This is a genomic window from Massilia sp. Root133 (assembly GCF_001426525.1).
Taxonomy (GTDB): domain Bacteria; phylum Pseudomonadota; class Gammaproteobacteria; order Burkholderiales; family Burkholderiaceae_D; genus Telluria; species Telluria orientalis.
The window spans coordinates 165118-178607 of the sequence record NZ_LMEW01000031.1 but is presented as its reverse complement, the minus strand read 5'-3'; the positions used below and the strand labels follow the sequence as shown (position 1 = coordinate 178607).

The following is a 13490-nucleotide window of genomic DNA, read 5'->3' as shown; positions in this document are numbered from 1 at the left end:
ATGACCCAGCAAGTGCAAACCCAGGCCGTGGCCACCAGCCGCGGCGTCGAACGCCTCGTCGGCGGCCAGTTCGTGATGGATGGCGCGGGCGTCAAGATCAACCGCGTCCTGACGCAAACGCTGCAGCGCCGCCTCGACCCGTTCCTGATGCTGGACGCGTTCGGCAGCGACAAGGCCGGCGACTACATCGCCGGCTTCCCGGAGCACCCGCACCGCGGCTTCGAGACCGTCACCTACATGCTGACCGGGAACATGCGCCACCGCGACAGCGCCGGCCATGAAGGCGCGATCACGAACGGCGGCGTGCAGTGGATGACGGCCGGCCGCGGCGTGATCCACTCGGAAATGCCGGAGCAGAACGAAGGCCTGATGGAAGGGTTCCAGCTGTGGCTCAACCTGGCCGCCAAGGACAAGATGAGCGCACCGTGGTACCGCGACATTCCCGCCGAAGCCGTGCCCCGTTTCACCCTGGACTCGGGCGCGACCGTGCAAGTGATCGCCGGCAGCTCCCACGGCGTCGCCGGCGCCGTGCAGCGCGAGGTGACGGAACCGCTGTACCTGGACATCGAGCTGCCCGCCGGCGCCACGTTCGAGCAGGCGCTGCCGGCCGGCCACAACGCGTTCCTGTACGTGTTCCGGGGCGAGGTCGTCGTCGAAGGCAAGGCCGTGCCGCAGGCGCGCATGGCGATCCTCGACAACGCGAAGGCCGCCGACGGCGTGCGCATCAAGGCGTCGCAACCGTCGCGCCTGCTGCTGATCGCGGGCCGGCCGCTGAACGAGCCGATCGCGCAATACGGCCCGTTCGTGATGAACACGCAGGCCGAGGTGTTCCAGGCCGTCGAGGACTTCCGCAACGGGAAGTTCACGGACAGCACGGCGGCTTCGGCAGCGTAATCGTTCCAGTTTTCCGCGCGGGCGAGCGACCATGGCGTCTGCTCCCCGCGCGTTTCCCGTTCTTGGTCTACACTAGCGCGCATTGCATGATTGACGTTCGCTAACGATGCCGCTGCTCCCCGTCCTGTCGTCCCTGCTGTCCCGCGCCAGCCGCGCCCTCGGCCTGGAAAGCGTCGACGCCTTCCCGCCCGGCCACCGCTATCCCCATACGCGCTGGGACCGCGCCTATTTCGACATCGCGTCCGACCTCACGGCGGACCGGATGGAGACGGCGATCTGCGAGGCGATCACGAACACGCCGATGGTGTTTGCCCACATCACCCATCCGACACCGCGCATGCAGCGCGCGCTGCTGGCCATCATCCACGCGCGCCTGCGCCGCGGCGGCACGGCGCCGACGGACCTCGTCGCGATGCTGATCGATGCCTGCGACAGCCCGCGCACGCCGGAAGCCCTGCCCGGCCTGCGCGCGGCGCTGGCGTCCACGGACGGCTACGACCCGTCGATGCGCATCGCCCACCTGCAAGCCTGGCTGGCCGACATGCCGGCCGCCTTCGACGTCATCGAAGCGCCGGTGCGGGTACGGGGCTGAGCGCCGCGTCCCACCGTGCGCGCAGGCGCATGAACGGCGCCTCGACGAGGATGTACAACAGCCACCCGGCCGCCAGCGATGCCGCCATGCATGCGGCGATCGTGAGCGCCTCCTCCGGCCCGTGGCCCGCCTGCGCCAGCCGTTCCGCGACGAGAATGCTGACGGATTTGTGCGTCAGGTAGATCGCGTACGACCACAGCGCGAGCCTGGCCGCGCCCGGCACGCGCACGCGGTGAAGCAGGGAATCCGGCGCCAGCGCGGCCAGGATCAGCAGGGCAAAGCCGAGCGCGAGCAGCGGGTAGCCGGCCACCGTCTGCGCGTATCCATAGTGATCGTCAAGAAACCACGCGAACGTGGCGCCGATGACAGCCGTGCCGGCGGCGAGCAACGCAGCGCCGTGCGCAAGCAGGCGGCGCCACAACCCGGGCGCGCGATGCTTCAGCAGCGCGAGCGCCACGCCCGCCAGCAATTCGTCGGCGCGGCACCAGCTCGAGTAGTAGATGTACTGGTAGTAGTAACCGAGTCGGTTAGGTGCATTCTCGCCGTGCTGCCAGATCGTCGCGCGGGCCAGCATGCCGCCCGCGACGGCCAGCAGCAACGCACCCCACGCCCAGCGCTGCCGCACGCCGCCTTGCCCCAGCGCGGCACCAAGGATGGCGGCCGCCGGCAACAGCATGTAGAACTGCTCTTCGATGCACAGCGACCACGCGTGGGAAAACGCGGTGCCCGGCTGCAGATGGATGTTTTGCGTGAACGTGAGGTATTGCCACAGGGGGAGCATCGGCGTGTCGCCGCGCCACGCCGGCCACAACGCGTACAGTGCGAGCACGACCCAGAAATTGGGGAGCGTGCGCAGCAGCCGCCGCACATAAAACCGGCCTAGGCCGAACCCGCGGGCGGAACCGAGCGCCCCGAAAATCTGGTTGCCGATCAGGTAGCCGGACAGCGCGAAGAACAGGTCGACGCCCGCCCAGCCCATCGTCCCGACCCAGCCGAACGTGGGCGCGTCGCTGACGAACAGCGTGTAGTGGTGCAGCACGACGAGCGTGACCGCAAGGGCGCGCAAGGTATCGAGGCCGTGGATGCGGGACGCAGTCCCGGTATTGACGCCGTCCATGCTGACATTCTTTTACGAAAACCACGGATGATGCCATGGGCGGGGCCGGCACGCTACAATGCCGGCATTCTTCGCATTCATTCTTTTGGAACACGACGCATGATCCCCGCCAGCCAGCTGCACTTCAAGTCCGTCAACTACACCGGCCAGGGCCCCGGCCCGAAAGTCATCATCATGGGTGCCACGCACGGCAACGAAAAGTGCGGCACCCAGGCCATCCAGCGGATCATGGCGGAGATCGACGCCGGTACCCTCCCCATCGTCAACGGCAGCGTCACCTTCGTCCCCATCGTGAACCCGAAGGCCTACGCGCAGAACACGCGCTCGGGCGACCGCAACCTGAACCGCGACCTGTCCCCGAAAGCGGAACCGCACGACTTCGAAGACCATGTCGCCAACTGGCTGTGCCCGCTGCTCGCGCAGCACGACGTGCTGCTCGACCTGCACTCGTTCAACGCCGCGCACGGCGAACCGTTCGTGATGGTCGGCCCGCTCGACAACGAGGGCCCGCTGGAGCCGTTCACGCACATGCGCGCCGAACGCGCACTTGCACGCCGCCTGGGCGTGCGCCGCTTCGTCACGGGCTGGATGGCCGCGTATGGCGGGGGCGTCCAGCGCCGCTCGCGCGGCAACGCGCAGGAACTGCAAACCGTACTGCGCTACGGCATGGGCACGACGGAATACATGCGCAGCACGGGCGGCTACGCGCTGACGCTCGAATGCGGCCAGCACCTCGACCCGCGCGCGCCGGACGTCGCGTACACGGCGATCATGAACACCCTTGCCTTCCTGAAAATCATCGACGCACCGGAGCCGCAACCCATCCCGTTCGAACAGATGGAAGCCCTGCAGATGGTCGTCGTGCACGACAAGCTCGACGCCGGCGACCAGTTCACGCGCCAGTGGGCCAGCTTCGACCCCGTCGCGGAAGGCGAACAGATCGGCGTGCGTGCGGACGGCACGCCCGTCGTCGCGGAATTCGCGGGCCGTATCCTGTTCCCGGACGTGAACGCCCAGCCGAACCACGAGTGGTACTACCTCACGCGTCCGAATCCCGCGTTCGGGCGCGAGTGATGTCGAGGTCTGCGGACTGACGCAGACGGTGCTACGATGTCCGGCACCGTCCACGCCGCCTTCAGACCATGACGTCCGACACCTTGTTCCTCATCCTCGGCATCCACGCGCTGGCGCTGATCTCACCGGGTCCCGACTTCGCCGTCGTGACCCGCACCGCCATCGTCTCCGGGCGCCGTGCCGGCCTGTGGGCCGCCGCCGGCGTCGCGACGGCGATCGGCATCTACGTCCTCGTCTCGGTCCTCGGCATGTCGCTCGTGCTGGCCGCACTGCCGGGCCTGTCGCGCGTGCTGGCCGTCGTCGGCGCGCTGTACCTCGCCTGGCTCGGCATCCAGTGCCTGCGTTCCCGCGGCCAGCTGCCCGAGGCGCAGGCGGCCCAGGCCGGCCACAAGGCGTTCGTCAGCGGCTTCCTCACGAACCTGCTCAATCCGAAGGCCATGCTGTACTTCGGCTCGGTGCTGTCCCAGGCATTGAAGCCGGACCTGGCCGCGGCCGACGTCGCCCTGCTCTGGACGCTGCTCGTCGCCGAGTCGCTGCTCTGGTTCGCGCTCGTCGCGCTGCTGTTCTCGTCGCGCCCCGTGCTGGCGTGGCTGCGCGCGCGCCTCGTCTGGCTCGACCGGACGGTGGGCGCCGTGCTGCTCGTGCTGGCCGCCAAGGTCTCCCTGCTCGCCGTGCGCTGAGCGCCGGATCAGCTGCAGGTTGCGCAAATAGATCGCGACGCCGAGGCCCTGCCCGGCGACGAACACGGGATCGCGCCGGTGCAGCGCATAGGCGAGCAGCACGAGCGCCCCGGCGATGCTCAGGTACCAGAACGACACGGGGATCACGCTGCGGCGGTCGCGCTCGCTGGCCAGCCACTGGATGACGAACCGGCCCATGAACACGGCCTGTCCGCCGAAGCCCAGCAGCAGCCACCCATCCACGTCAGCCATCCTGCCTCCTCCTCTGTGCCCGTTGGACGAGCCGGACCAGGCCGATTCTCCGCGGCCACCAGCGCACCTGCGGCGCGCGGATCGGCGGTGCTCGGGACAGGCAACCCATCTCCCAGGCGCCCCAGGCGAGGCACGCGACCGCGAGCAGGCGCTGCGCGGGCAGCACCGCCGGGATGCCGATGTGGCGGCTGACCACGAGGCTCGCCGCGACGGCCATCAGCACCGCACCGGCCAGCTTGCCGGCCGCTCCCGCCGTCTGCCACGGCCCTTGCCGGCGGGCCTGCAGCGCGAGGCCGCACCACGCGCCCAGCCAGCCGCCCAACATGCCCCACAACACGTCCAGCGGCCAGTGCACACCAAGCATGATGCGCGACACCCCGACGAGACTGGCCAGCACGAGCAGCAGCCCACGCCACAGCCGCCGGCCACGCACGCCCATCGCCCAGATGCCGGCGAGCGCGAACGCGGCCGCGGCGTGGCCGGATGGGAACGACACGCGGCGGTAGGCCGGTCCGGCCTGGTGAAACGCGCCGCCCGCGAGCACGGACAGCGGACGCGGCACGTCGACGAACGCCTTCGTGACCTGGGTCCACAGGCCCGCCACGACGGCCGCCAGCAGCGCGGCCCAGAACAGGCGCGGCGCGCGCCGGATCCAGGGCAGCACGAGCGCCAGCGCCACCGCGCCATCGCCCAGCATCGTCAGGTGGAACCACACGAGGTCGCCGACGCCCTGGCCGCTCCGGTTCAGCCACAGGAACAGCGCACGGTTGGTGCCCGTGGCGAGGATGCCGGCCACCAGCACCAGCGCGATGGCGGGCGGGAGCCAGGTCCAGGGCGAGCGCAGTGAGACAGGCATCGCCTCACCGTTCGACGTGCACCAGCAGCACGCCGCCTTCGCGGTACAGCACGCGGACGGGTGACGGCAAACCGTCCAGCGCGTCGCTGCGCGTGAGGATGACGTCGCCCGGGCGGGGCGTCGACGTCGCGGGCGTGACGGCGCGGCGGTAGACGGAAAAGCTGGGCACGTCGATGCGCCAGCTGCGCACGGGCCAGCCGGCCTGCCGGGCCAGCAGCGCGGCCCGCTTGACGGGTCCCTGCTGCAGCTCGGCCACGGCGGGCAGCAGCAGGCCGCCGATCGCGTACGAACAGGCCAGCGCCGCCGCGACGAGGCGGAGCCACGGCCCGCCCGTGGCCGGCCGGCCGGGCCACAGCACCAGCAGCACCACACAAGCGAGCAGGGCGATCGCCTGTGCATGCCATGCGGGGCCGAACATGTCGGTCCGCCCCAGCGCTTCGCGCGCATAGGCGTTGCGCGCGCCGGGTGCGGCAAGACGCAGCACGAACGGCAGGGCCGCGACGGCTGTGGCCAGCACCAGCGCCGGCCACAGCGCCGCCACGCGGCTGCGCAGCGCGTGCCTTTGGCGCGCCATCTGGATGAACAGCGGCGTCGCGCCGTACAGCAGGTAATGCGGCAGCTTGGTGCCCGCCAGCGTGAAGAAGCCGAACACGAACAGGAACCAGCACCACAGCAGGGTGTCGAGCGGCGTCGCGTGCAGCCGCCGGATGCCGGGACGCGTGGCGAGCAGGAGACCCGTGTACGGCAGCATGAGCAGCAGCAACGCCGGCACATAGAAGAACGGGCTGCCCGCGTGGCCTTGCAGCGGCACGAGGAAGCGTTCGACGTTGTGGCGCATGACAAAGCCGGCCAGGAACGCGTCGCCTCGGGCCGCGTATTCCAGCGCATACCAGGGCCCCGCGACGGCGAGCAGGATCAGCCAGCCGGCCGGGTCGCGCACCGCGCGCCACCAGGCGGCCATCCGCCGCTGCAGCCCGAACGCGAGCAGGCTGGCCGCGGCCGGCACGAGCAGCGCGACCGGTCCCTTCGTCAGCACGCCGAGCGCGATCCAGAAGAATGCACGGCGGCGCCAGCGCGGCCGCGGGTCGACGAGCTCGCGGTAGACATCGAACAGCGCCAGCGCGAGAAACAGGTTCAGCAGCGCATCGGCGATCGCGCCCCGGCCGATCACGACGACGCCCGCGCTCGTGGCCGCGATGAACGCGGCGGCCCGGGCCGTGTCGCGGTCGACGACCTGGCGCGTGAACGTGTGAATCGCGGCGATCCACGCCATGGCCGCGAGCACGGACGGCAGCCGCAGCGCGAACTCATCCAGGCCGAACAGGCGCACGGATGCGGCCTGCAGCCAGTAGATGAGGATCGGCTTGTCGAAGCGGGGCTGGCCGTTCAGCCATGTCGACACGTAGTCGCCCCGCACCAGCATTTCCCGCGTCGCTTCGCCGAACGCACCCTCGTCCACATCGAACAGCGGGATCGCTCCCAGGTTGTAAAACAGCCCGAGCCCCACGGCCGCCGCCAGCAGGACCGGCCATGCCCACGCCGCCAACACGGCGCGCGCCCCGGACGGGGGCACCGGTACCGTTCGACCACGCGCCGCGCTCATGGCCGCTCCCGTGCCGTACGCGGCCGCTGGTGGGACGGCAGGTCCTCGCCGGCGCCGCCGACCGTCTCGCGCACGAGATAGGTCGGCGCCCCGCCCGCTTCGAACCAGGTGCGGGCCAGCATTTCGGTGAGGATGCCCGTGCAGACGAATTGCGCGCCGATTACCACGAGCAGGATGCCCAGCAGGAGCAGCGGGCGCCCCGCGATGGCGGCGCCCTCGGCCAGCTTCAGCCACGTCAGCCACCCCAGCACGGCGAGCCCGGCGCCGCCGCATCCGAGCCCGATGCGCCCGAAGAAGTGACCCGGGCTGGCGCGGAAGCGCACGAAGAACGCCATCGTGAGCAGGTCCAGCAAGACTTTCACGGCGCGCCCGACGCCGTACGCGCCGTATTTCGAGCGGCCGTGACGGCGCGGGAAGTGACTCACCTCTTCCTCCCGGATGCGGTCCGGCGACGTGAGGGTTGCCATCCAGCTCGGGATGAAGCGGTGCATCTCGCCGTACAGGCGCACCCGGCGCAGCACGGCGGCACGGTAGACCTTCAGCGTGCAGCCGTAGTCGTGCAGCGGCACGCCCGTCAGCAGGCCGATCAGCCGGTTGCCCAGCCGCGACGGCAGGCGCCGCCACAGGCCGTCGCGGCGCGCGCGGCGCCAGCCGACGAGAAGGTCGAGGTCTTCGTCGAGCAGGCGGCGCACCATGCGCACGATGTCGTGGGGATTGTTCTGCAGGTCGCCATCCAGCGTGGCGATGACGGTGCCGCGCGCGAGGTCGATGCCGGCCTGCATGGCGGCCGTCTGGCCGAAGCCGCGGCGCAGGATCGCGCCGCTCAGGTGCCGCGGGCCCGCGGCGACGGCCTCGCGGATGCGTTCGCTGGTACGGTCGCGGCTGCCGTCGTCGACGAGAATCAGTTGCCACGGCCACGGCGCGCCCGCCAGCGCGGCCTGGACCTGGGTCACCAGCGGCAGCACGTTGTCTTCCTCGTCGCGCAGCGGCACGACGATGGAGAGCGAGTGGCCCGCCCCGGACCCCGGCTCACGCATGGCGAACTCCGTGCCGGCCGGCGTGTGCAACCGGGCCCGGCTTCGCGATGAAGACCATCATCCCATCTCCTTGTCGATGCCGGCCGCGGCGGGCTGGCAGCGGTATCTTCGCGCGCGGCCGCGATGCGGGGACGATTCAGGTCAAACGTGCGCGGGTCGTGCGACAATCGGCCGTCTCGCAAGATCTCGACAGAACGACATGCGAATGGAAGATTACGCAAGGACAGTGCGGTGCGCGGTGCTGGCATGCGCGCTCGCCGCGGGCCCGGCGGCATGGGCGCTGGAGGTTCGCGTCGCCTCCCAGGAAGTGCTGGAACCGAAGTGGCTGCGCGCGGGCGGCCGCGTCACCGGCATCTGTCCGGACATCATGACGGCCATCCAGAAGATCGAACCGCGCCTGCGCTTCACCGGCTACCAGCGCACCAGCCGTTCGCTGTCCGGCATCGAAACCGGACTGGAGACGGGCACGCTGGATGCCGCCTGCGGCCTCGTGTCGTCGGCACGCCGGCTCGGCATCGGGCAGCCGGTCGGCAAGCCGATCTACCAGGTCCGCCATTACCTCGTGGTACGCAGGAACGATCCGGTGACGATCGAATCGGAGGAAGACCTCGCGCGGCTGGGCGACCTCGTCACGACGCAGCGCGCCTCCGTGTTCACGGAACGCCTGGTCGCGGCCGGTGTGCGGATCGACGATGCGACCGACGACAACCGCGCGAACCTGCGCAAGATCCTGGCCGGCCACGGCCGCTTTGCGTACATCAACGACCTCACCCTGCACTACCTGATCCGCAAGGAAGGGCTGGAAAACCGCGTGCGCGTGCTGCCGGTCGTGCTGGCCGACGAGCCGACGTATTTCTGGGTCAGCCGCAGGGCCGCGCCCGCGCTCGCGCCTTTGCTGGGCGCCGCCCTCGACAAGCTGGAGGCCAGCGGCGAGCTGGGCCGCATCTACGCACGCTGGGCCGGCACGCCCTGATGTTGGCCCGGATGCCGGTCAGGCCGGCGTCAGCAATTTGAGGCCGACGATGCCGGCCGCGATGAGTCCGATCGACAGCAGCCGCAGCGCGCCGGCCGGCTCGCCCAGCAGCACCATCCCGGCCACCGCCGTGCCGATCGTGCCTATGCCCGTCCAGACCGCGTAGGCGGTACCGAGCGGCAGGGTCCGCAGCGCCAGCCCGAGCATGCCGACGCTGCCCGCCATCGTGGCGAGCGTAAACACGGATGGCCACAGGCGCGTGAAGCCCGCCGTGTATTTGAGTCCGACCGCCCACGCGACTTCCAGCAGGCCGGCCACGGCCAGGTAGATCCAGCTCATCGATTGCTCCTGCCCGACGAAAAACCGGCCAGTATAGCAGCGGTCCGGCGACGCCGCGCCGGCAGGGCGAAATCGAGCCGTCCTCTGCAGGATTTCCGACCCTGCTTTAAGATGCCCTCTTTCGCCGCACGAACGCGGCGGATCAACGAAACAGGAGTACCGATGACGACTTTGTTTGACCCGATCAAGGTCGGTAGCCTCGAGCTGCCGAACCGCATCATCATGGCGCCGCTGACCCGCTCGCGCGCCGTGGGCGCCGGCCGCGTGCCGAATGCCCTGATGGCCGAATACTACGTACAGCGTGCCTCGGCCGGTCTGATCCTGTCGGAAGCGACCTCGGTGACCCCGATGGGCGTGGGCTATGCCGACACCCCGGGCATCTGGTCCGACGAACAGGTCGAAGGCTGGAAGCAGGTCACCGCCGCCGTGCATGCCGCGGGCGGCCGCATCTTCCTGCAACTGTGGCACGTGGGCCGCATCTCCGACCCGCTGTTCCTGGACGGCGCGCTGCCGGTCGCGCCGTCGCCCATCCAGCCGAAGGGCACCGTCAGCCTCGTGCGCCCCGTGAAGCCCTACGTCACCCCGCGCGCGCTGACGCTCGAGGAAATCCCCGCCATCGTCGCCGCCTACCGCAAGGGCGCGGAGAACGCGAAGAAGGCCGGCTTCGACGGCGTCGAGATCCACGGCGCCAACGGCTATCTGCTCGACCAGTTCCTGCAAGACAGCACCAACCAGCGCACGGACGCGTACGGCGGATCGATCGAGAATCGTGCCCGCCTGATGCTGGAAGTGACGGACGCGTGCATCGAGGTATGGGGCGCCGACCGCGTCGGCATGCACCTCGCCCCGCGTCGCGATGCCCACGACATGGGCGACTCGGCGCCGCTGGACACGTTCGGCTACGTGGCACGCGAGCTCGGCAAGCGCGCCATCGCGTTCATCTGCGCCCGCGAAGCGATCGGCGCGGATCGCCTCGGCCCGCAGCTGAAAAAGATCTTCGGCGGCGTTTACATTGCCAACGAAAAGCTGACGAAGGAAAGTGCGGAGCAATTGCTGACGAGCGGAGACGCGGATGCGGTCGCCTTCGGTCAATGGTTCATCGCGAACCCGGACCTGCCGGAGCGCCTGAAGCGCAATGCGCCGCTGAACGCGCCGCGTCCGGACAAGTTCTATGCGCCGACCGCGGAAGGCTATACGGACTATCCGGTCCTGCAGGCCAACGGCTGACGCCGCTCCAATGCCCGGATGCGCACCCTGCCCGTCCGGGCATTTCTCTCCTTTCTCATGCATATATCGCGGTAAAAAAACCTTCATTCGCGGGCGTCACCGATACGATTACTATTGCTGACATGATATTCTTGTGAGATTCCTACTGGCCGTGGTCACAAGCCGCGGCCTTCGTTCAGCCTCGCAAGGAGTCCCGTGAAGACCTGCCACCCCCGCCTGTTGCCGCTCGCCGTCGCCACCGCGCTGGCGTTTGCCTCATCCCCTGCCGTCCACGCCACCACCCCGGCTCGTGCGGACAACGCCTACCTGTCGCAACTCGACGCGGCCGCCCGCTCGGCGCGCGTGTCCAACGTCGACTACCTGCTCGATTTCACGCTCACCGGCAAGGAGACGTTCAGCGGTACGACGACCCTGACGTTCGACCTGAAGGATGCGGACAGCCCGCTCACCGTCGACCTCGACAAGGCGACGATCAAGTCGCTGACCGTCAACGGCAAGACCGTCACGCCGCGCTACAACGGCTGGTTCATCACGCTGTCCGCCCAGGATCTGGTCAAGGGCCGCAACACCGTCGTCGTCGCCTACGAACGTCCGCACAGCACGAACGGCGAAGGCCTGCACCGCATGGTCGATCCCGTCGATGGCCGCGTCTACACGTATTCGCATTTCGAACCGGCCGCCGCGCACCAGATGTTCGCCGTGTTCGACCAGCCCGACCTGAAGGCCACGTACCAGGTGACCGTGAGCGTCCCGGCCGACTGGCAGGTGATCTCGACCACGCGCGAGACGAACGTCGCCCCGGCCGGCGACCTGCGCCGCTGGACGTTCGCGAAGACCAAGAAGCTGAGTCCGTACAATTTCTCGATGCACGCCGGTCCCTACAAGATGTGGGAAGACACGAGCGGCAAATACCCGATGCGCCTGTTCGCGCGCCAGTCGGTCGCCGCGCAGATCAAGCCGGCCGAATGGTTCAAGTACACGAAGGCCGGCCTCGCGTTCTTCGACGATTACTTCGGCATTCCCTACCAGTTCGAGAAATACGACCAGGTGCTCGTGCCGGACTTCCTGTACGGCGCGATGGAAAACGCCGCCGCGATCACGTTCGCCGAGCGCGGCTTCATGTACAAGGCCGACATGACGGCCGAACAGCGCGCGCGTCTCGCCTACGTCATCATGCACGAGATGGCGCACCAGTGGTTCGGCGACCTCGTCACGATGCAGTGGTGGAACGGCCTGTGGCTGAACGAAAGCTTCGCGTCGTTCATGGGCACGCTGGCGACGGCCGAGGCCACGGAATTCAAGGACGCATGGCGCGCCTTTTATTCGGACGGCAAGCAGCGCGCCTACGCGCAGGACCAGCGCACCACCACGCACCCGATCGAAGTCCCGGTGCCGTCGACCCGGAACGCGTTCGACAACATCGACAACATCACGTATTCCAAAGGCGCGTCGACCCTGATGCAGCTGCGCCACCTGCTGGGCGCCGACGTGTTCCGCAAGGGCGTGCACAACTACCTCGTCAAATACCAGTACCGCAACGCGAAGCTGGACGACTTCATCGGCAGCCTCGGCCAGGCCGCCGGCCGCGACTTGACGGGCTGGACGAAGGAATGGCTGTACCAGCCGGGCGTCAACACGATCGCCGCGAATTACACCTGCAAGGCCGGCAAGGTCACCGGCTTCACGCTCACCCAGACTGCGCAAAGCAAGGCCCTGCCGACCCTGCGCGAACAACGCGTGCAGGTCGCCGCGTTCCGCCTGGACGGCAAGGACTACAAGCTCGAACGCAACGTCGCCGTCACGTACATGGGCGCTAAAACGCCGGTCCCGGCCATGAACGGCGCGGCGTGCCCCGACCTCGTGTACCCGAACTACGATGACTGGGGCTTCGTGAAGGTCCAGCTCGATCCGCGCTCGTTCGACAGCGCACGCAGCCACCTGGCCTTTGTTGCCGACCCGCTGCTGCGCGCCATGCTGTGGCAAAGCCTGTGGGACGGCGTCCGCGACGGCAAGCTTGCGCTCAACGACTTCCTGTCCACGGCACTCAACAATGCGCCGCAGGAAAAAGACTACACACTGCTCGGCGACGTGCTCGGCAAGGTCCTTGGTGCGAAGCGCTATCTCGACCTGATGGATCCGCAGGCAGCATACGCCCAGGCGGTCACCCGCCAACTGGAAGACATGGCCTGGACGAGCACCCTCGCGAGCAAGGGCGACGACAACTTTCAGCGCCGCTGGTTCGGCACCTATGTCGACGTCGCCAGCTCGCCGGACGCGCTGCGCCGCCTCGCCGCCCTCCTCGACGGCAAGGAACAGGTAGACGGCCTCGCGATCAACCAGGACCTGCGCTGGGCGATCATCGGCCGCCTGAACCGCTACAACTACCCCGGCGCCGCGGCCCTCGTCGACGCCGAGCAGGCGCGCGACAAGTCCGACGCCGGCCAGGCCGCCGCCCTGACGGCCGTCGTCAGCCGCCCCGACCCGGCCGTCAAGACCGAGTGGCTGGACACCGTGCACGACCTGCAGACGAAGCTGCCGTTCTCGAAGGTGCGCACGGCGATGCAGCACCTGTACCCCGCCGAGCAGCACGGCCTGGACGAACAGACGGCCGGCGCGCGTCTTGCACGCCTGCCGCAGCTCGACAAGACGGCCGGTCCCGTCTTCATGCGCGCCTACGGTGCGGCACTGATCCCGGCCGGCTGCACGCCGGCCGCCGTCCAGCGCCTGCAAGCGGCGGCCGACGCCGGCAAGGACCTGTCCGCCGGCACCCGCCGCGCCCTCGTCGACGCAGTGGAGGACGCCCAGCGCTGCGTCACCATCAAGCAGGCGATGACCGCGCACTGAGC

The 13490-nt window shown here is 69.1% G+C and carries 12 protein-coding genes and 1 pseudogene; 7 read left to right on the top strand and 6 right to left on the bottom strand.

Annotated features, from left to right (window positions below):
• Complete coding sequence (locus ASD28_RS18880; protein ID WP_056131501.1) at positions 1–894, top strand: pirin family protein; 894 nt, start codon at positions 1–3, stop codon at positions 892–894.
• A 106-nt stretch (positions 895–1000) separates the two neighbouring features.
• On the top strand, positions 1001–1486 hold the full coding sequence (locus ASD28_RS18875) for a hypothetical protein (protein WP_056131497.1): 486 nt from the start codon (positions 1001–1003) through the stop codon (positions 1484–1486).
• Here the strand turns inward: ASD28_RS18875 and ASD28_RS18870 are convergent.
• Positions 1455–2603 carry an acyltransferase gene (locus ASD28_RS18870; protein ID WP_056131495.1) on the bottom strand — a complete coding sequence of 383 codons (1149 nt, stop codon included), beginning with the start codon at positions 2601–2603 and terminating at the stop codon, positions 1455–1457. The two genes, ASD28_RS18875 and ASD28_RS18870, sit on opposite strands and share 32 nt — an antisense overlap.
• Positions 2604–2702: 99 nt before the next feature.
• Between ASD28_RS18870 and ASD28_RS18865 the strand changes: the two genes are divergently transcribed.
• Complete coding sequence (locus ASD28_RS18865; protein WP_056131492.1) at positions 2703–3677, top strand: succinylglutamate desuccinylase/aspartoacylase family protein; 975 nt, start codon at positions 2703–2705, stop codon at positions 3675–3677.
• A 68-nt stretch (positions 3678–3745) separates the two neighbouring features.
• Positions 3746–4357 carry a LysE family transporter gene (locus tag ASD28_RS32485; protein WP_056131490.1) on the top strand — a complete coding sequence of 204 codons (612 nt, stop codon included), beginning with the start codon at positions 3746–3748 and terminating at the stop codon, positions 4355–4357.
• 24 nt (positions 4358–4381) lie between these two features.
• Here the strand turns inward: ASD28_RS32485 and ASD28_RS33105 are convergent.
• The 4 genes and pseudogenes from ASD28_RS33105 to ASD28_RS18845 all read right to left on the bottom strand — a co-directional run.
• Positions 4382–4609: pseudogene (locus ASD28_RS33105) on the bottom strand (lipid-A-disaccharide synthase N-terminal domain-containing protein); the annotation flags it as partial.
• Positions 4602–5465, bottom strand: coding sequence for a phosphatase PAP2 family protein (locus tag ASD28_RS32310; protein WP_056131487.1), 864 nt, complete (start codon positions 5463–5465; stop codon positions 4602–4604). The gene ASD28_RS32310 and the pseudogene ASD28_RS33105, both read right to left, overlap by 8 nt.
• Positions 5466–5469: 4 nt before the next feature.
• Positions 5470–7068, bottom strand: coding sequence for a glycosyltransferase family 39 protein (locus ASD28_RS18850; RefSeq protein ID WP_056131484.1), 1599 nt, complete (start codon positions 7066–7068; stop codon positions 5470–5472).
• On the bottom strand, positions 7065–8105 hold the full coding sequence (locus tag ASD28_RS18845; protein WP_056132479.1) for a glycosyltransferase family 2 protein: 1041 nt from the start codon (positions 8103–8105) through the stop codon (positions 7065–7067). The genes ASD28_RS18850 and ASD28_RS18845 overlap by 4 nt, the downstream gene beginning before the upstream one ends.
• 205 nt (positions 8106–8310) lie before the next feature.
• Here ASD28_RS18845 and ASD28_RS18840 point away from each other — a divergent pair, with 205 nt between their 5' ends.
• A complete protein-coding gene (locus ASD28_RS18840) occupies positions 8311–9078 on the top strand; it encodes a transporter substrate-binding domain-containing protein (protein ID WP_162252946.1) in 768 nt (255 codons plus the stop codon).
• A gap of 18 nt (positions 9079–9096) precedes the next feature.
• Here the strand turns inward: ASD28_RS18840 and sugE are convergent, their stop codons facing one another.
• On the bottom strand, positions 9097–9417 hold the full coding sequence (gene sugE / locus ASD28_RS18835; RefSeq protein WP_056131479.1) for a quaternary ammonium compound efflux SMR transporter SugE: 321 nt from the start codon (positions 9415–9417) through the stop codon (positions 9097–9099).
• A 162-nt stretch (positions 9418–9579) separates the two neighbouring features.
• Between sugE and ASD28_RS18830 the strand changes: the two genes are divergently transcribed.
• Complete coding sequence (locus ASD28_RS18830) at positions 9580–10644, top strand: alkene reductase (protein WP_056131477.1); 1065 nt, start codon at positions 9580–9582, stop codon at positions 10642–10644.
• 195 nt (positions 10645–10839) lie between these two features.
• On the top strand, positions 10840–13488 hold the full coding sequence (gene pepN, locus ASD28_RS18825; RefSeq protein WP_229412129.1) for an aminopeptidase N: 2649 nt from the start codon (positions 10840–10842) through the stop codon (positions 13486–13488).
• Positions 13489–13490 lie beyond the last annotated feature (2 nt).

What these genes read in the sequence shown, in the direction of transcription:
- ASD28_RS18880 (WP_056131501.1), top strand. Translation starts at nt 1, where the DNA reads ATGACCCAGCAAGTGCAAACCCAGGCCGTGGCCACCAGCCGCGGCGTC.
- ASD28_RS18875 (WP_056131497.1), top strand. Translation starts at nt 1,001, where the DNA reads ATGCCGCTGCTCCCCGTCCTGTCGTCCCTGCTGTCCCGCGCCAGCCGC.
- ASD28_RS18870 (WP_056131495.1), bottom strand. Translation starts at nt 2,603, where the DNA reads ATGGACGGCGTCAATACCGGGACTGCGTCCCGCATCCACGGCCTCGAT.
- ASD28_RS18865 (WP_056131492.1), top strand. Translation starts at nt 2,703, where the DNA reads ATGATCCCCGCCAGCCAGCTGCACTTCAAGTCCGTCAACTACACCGGC.
- ASD28_RS32485 (WP_056131490.1), top strand. Translation starts at nt 3,746, where the DNA reads ATGACGTCCGACACCTTGTTCCTCATCCTCGGCATCCACGCGCTGGCG.
- ASD28_RS32310 (WP_056131487.1), bottom strand. Translation starts at nt 5,465, where the DNA reads ATGCCTGTCTCACTGCGCTCGCCCTGGACCTGGCTCCCGCCCGCCATC.
- ASD28_RS18850 (WP_056131484.1), bottom strand. Translation starts at nt 7,068, where the DNA reads ATGAGCGCGGCGCGTGGTCGAACGGTACCGGTGCCCCCGTCCGGGGCG.
- ASD28_RS18845 (WP_056132479.1), bottom strand. Translation starts at nt 8,105, where the DNA reads ATGCGTGAGCCGGGGTCCGGGGCGGGCCACTCGCTCTCCATCGTCGTG.
- ASD28_RS18840 (WP_162252946.1), top strand. Translation starts at nt 8,311, where the DNA reads ATGGAAGATTACGCAAGGACAGTGCGGTGCGCGGTGCTGGCATGCGCG.
- sugE (WP_056131479.1), bottom strand. Translation starts at nt 9,417, where the DNA reads ATGAGCTGGATCTACCTGGCCGTGGCCGGCCTGCTGGAAGTCGCGTGG.
- ASD28_RS18830 (WP_056131477.1), top strand. Translation starts at nt 9,580, where the DNA reads ATGACGACTTTGTTTGACCCGATCAAGGTCGGTAGCCTCGAGCTGCCG.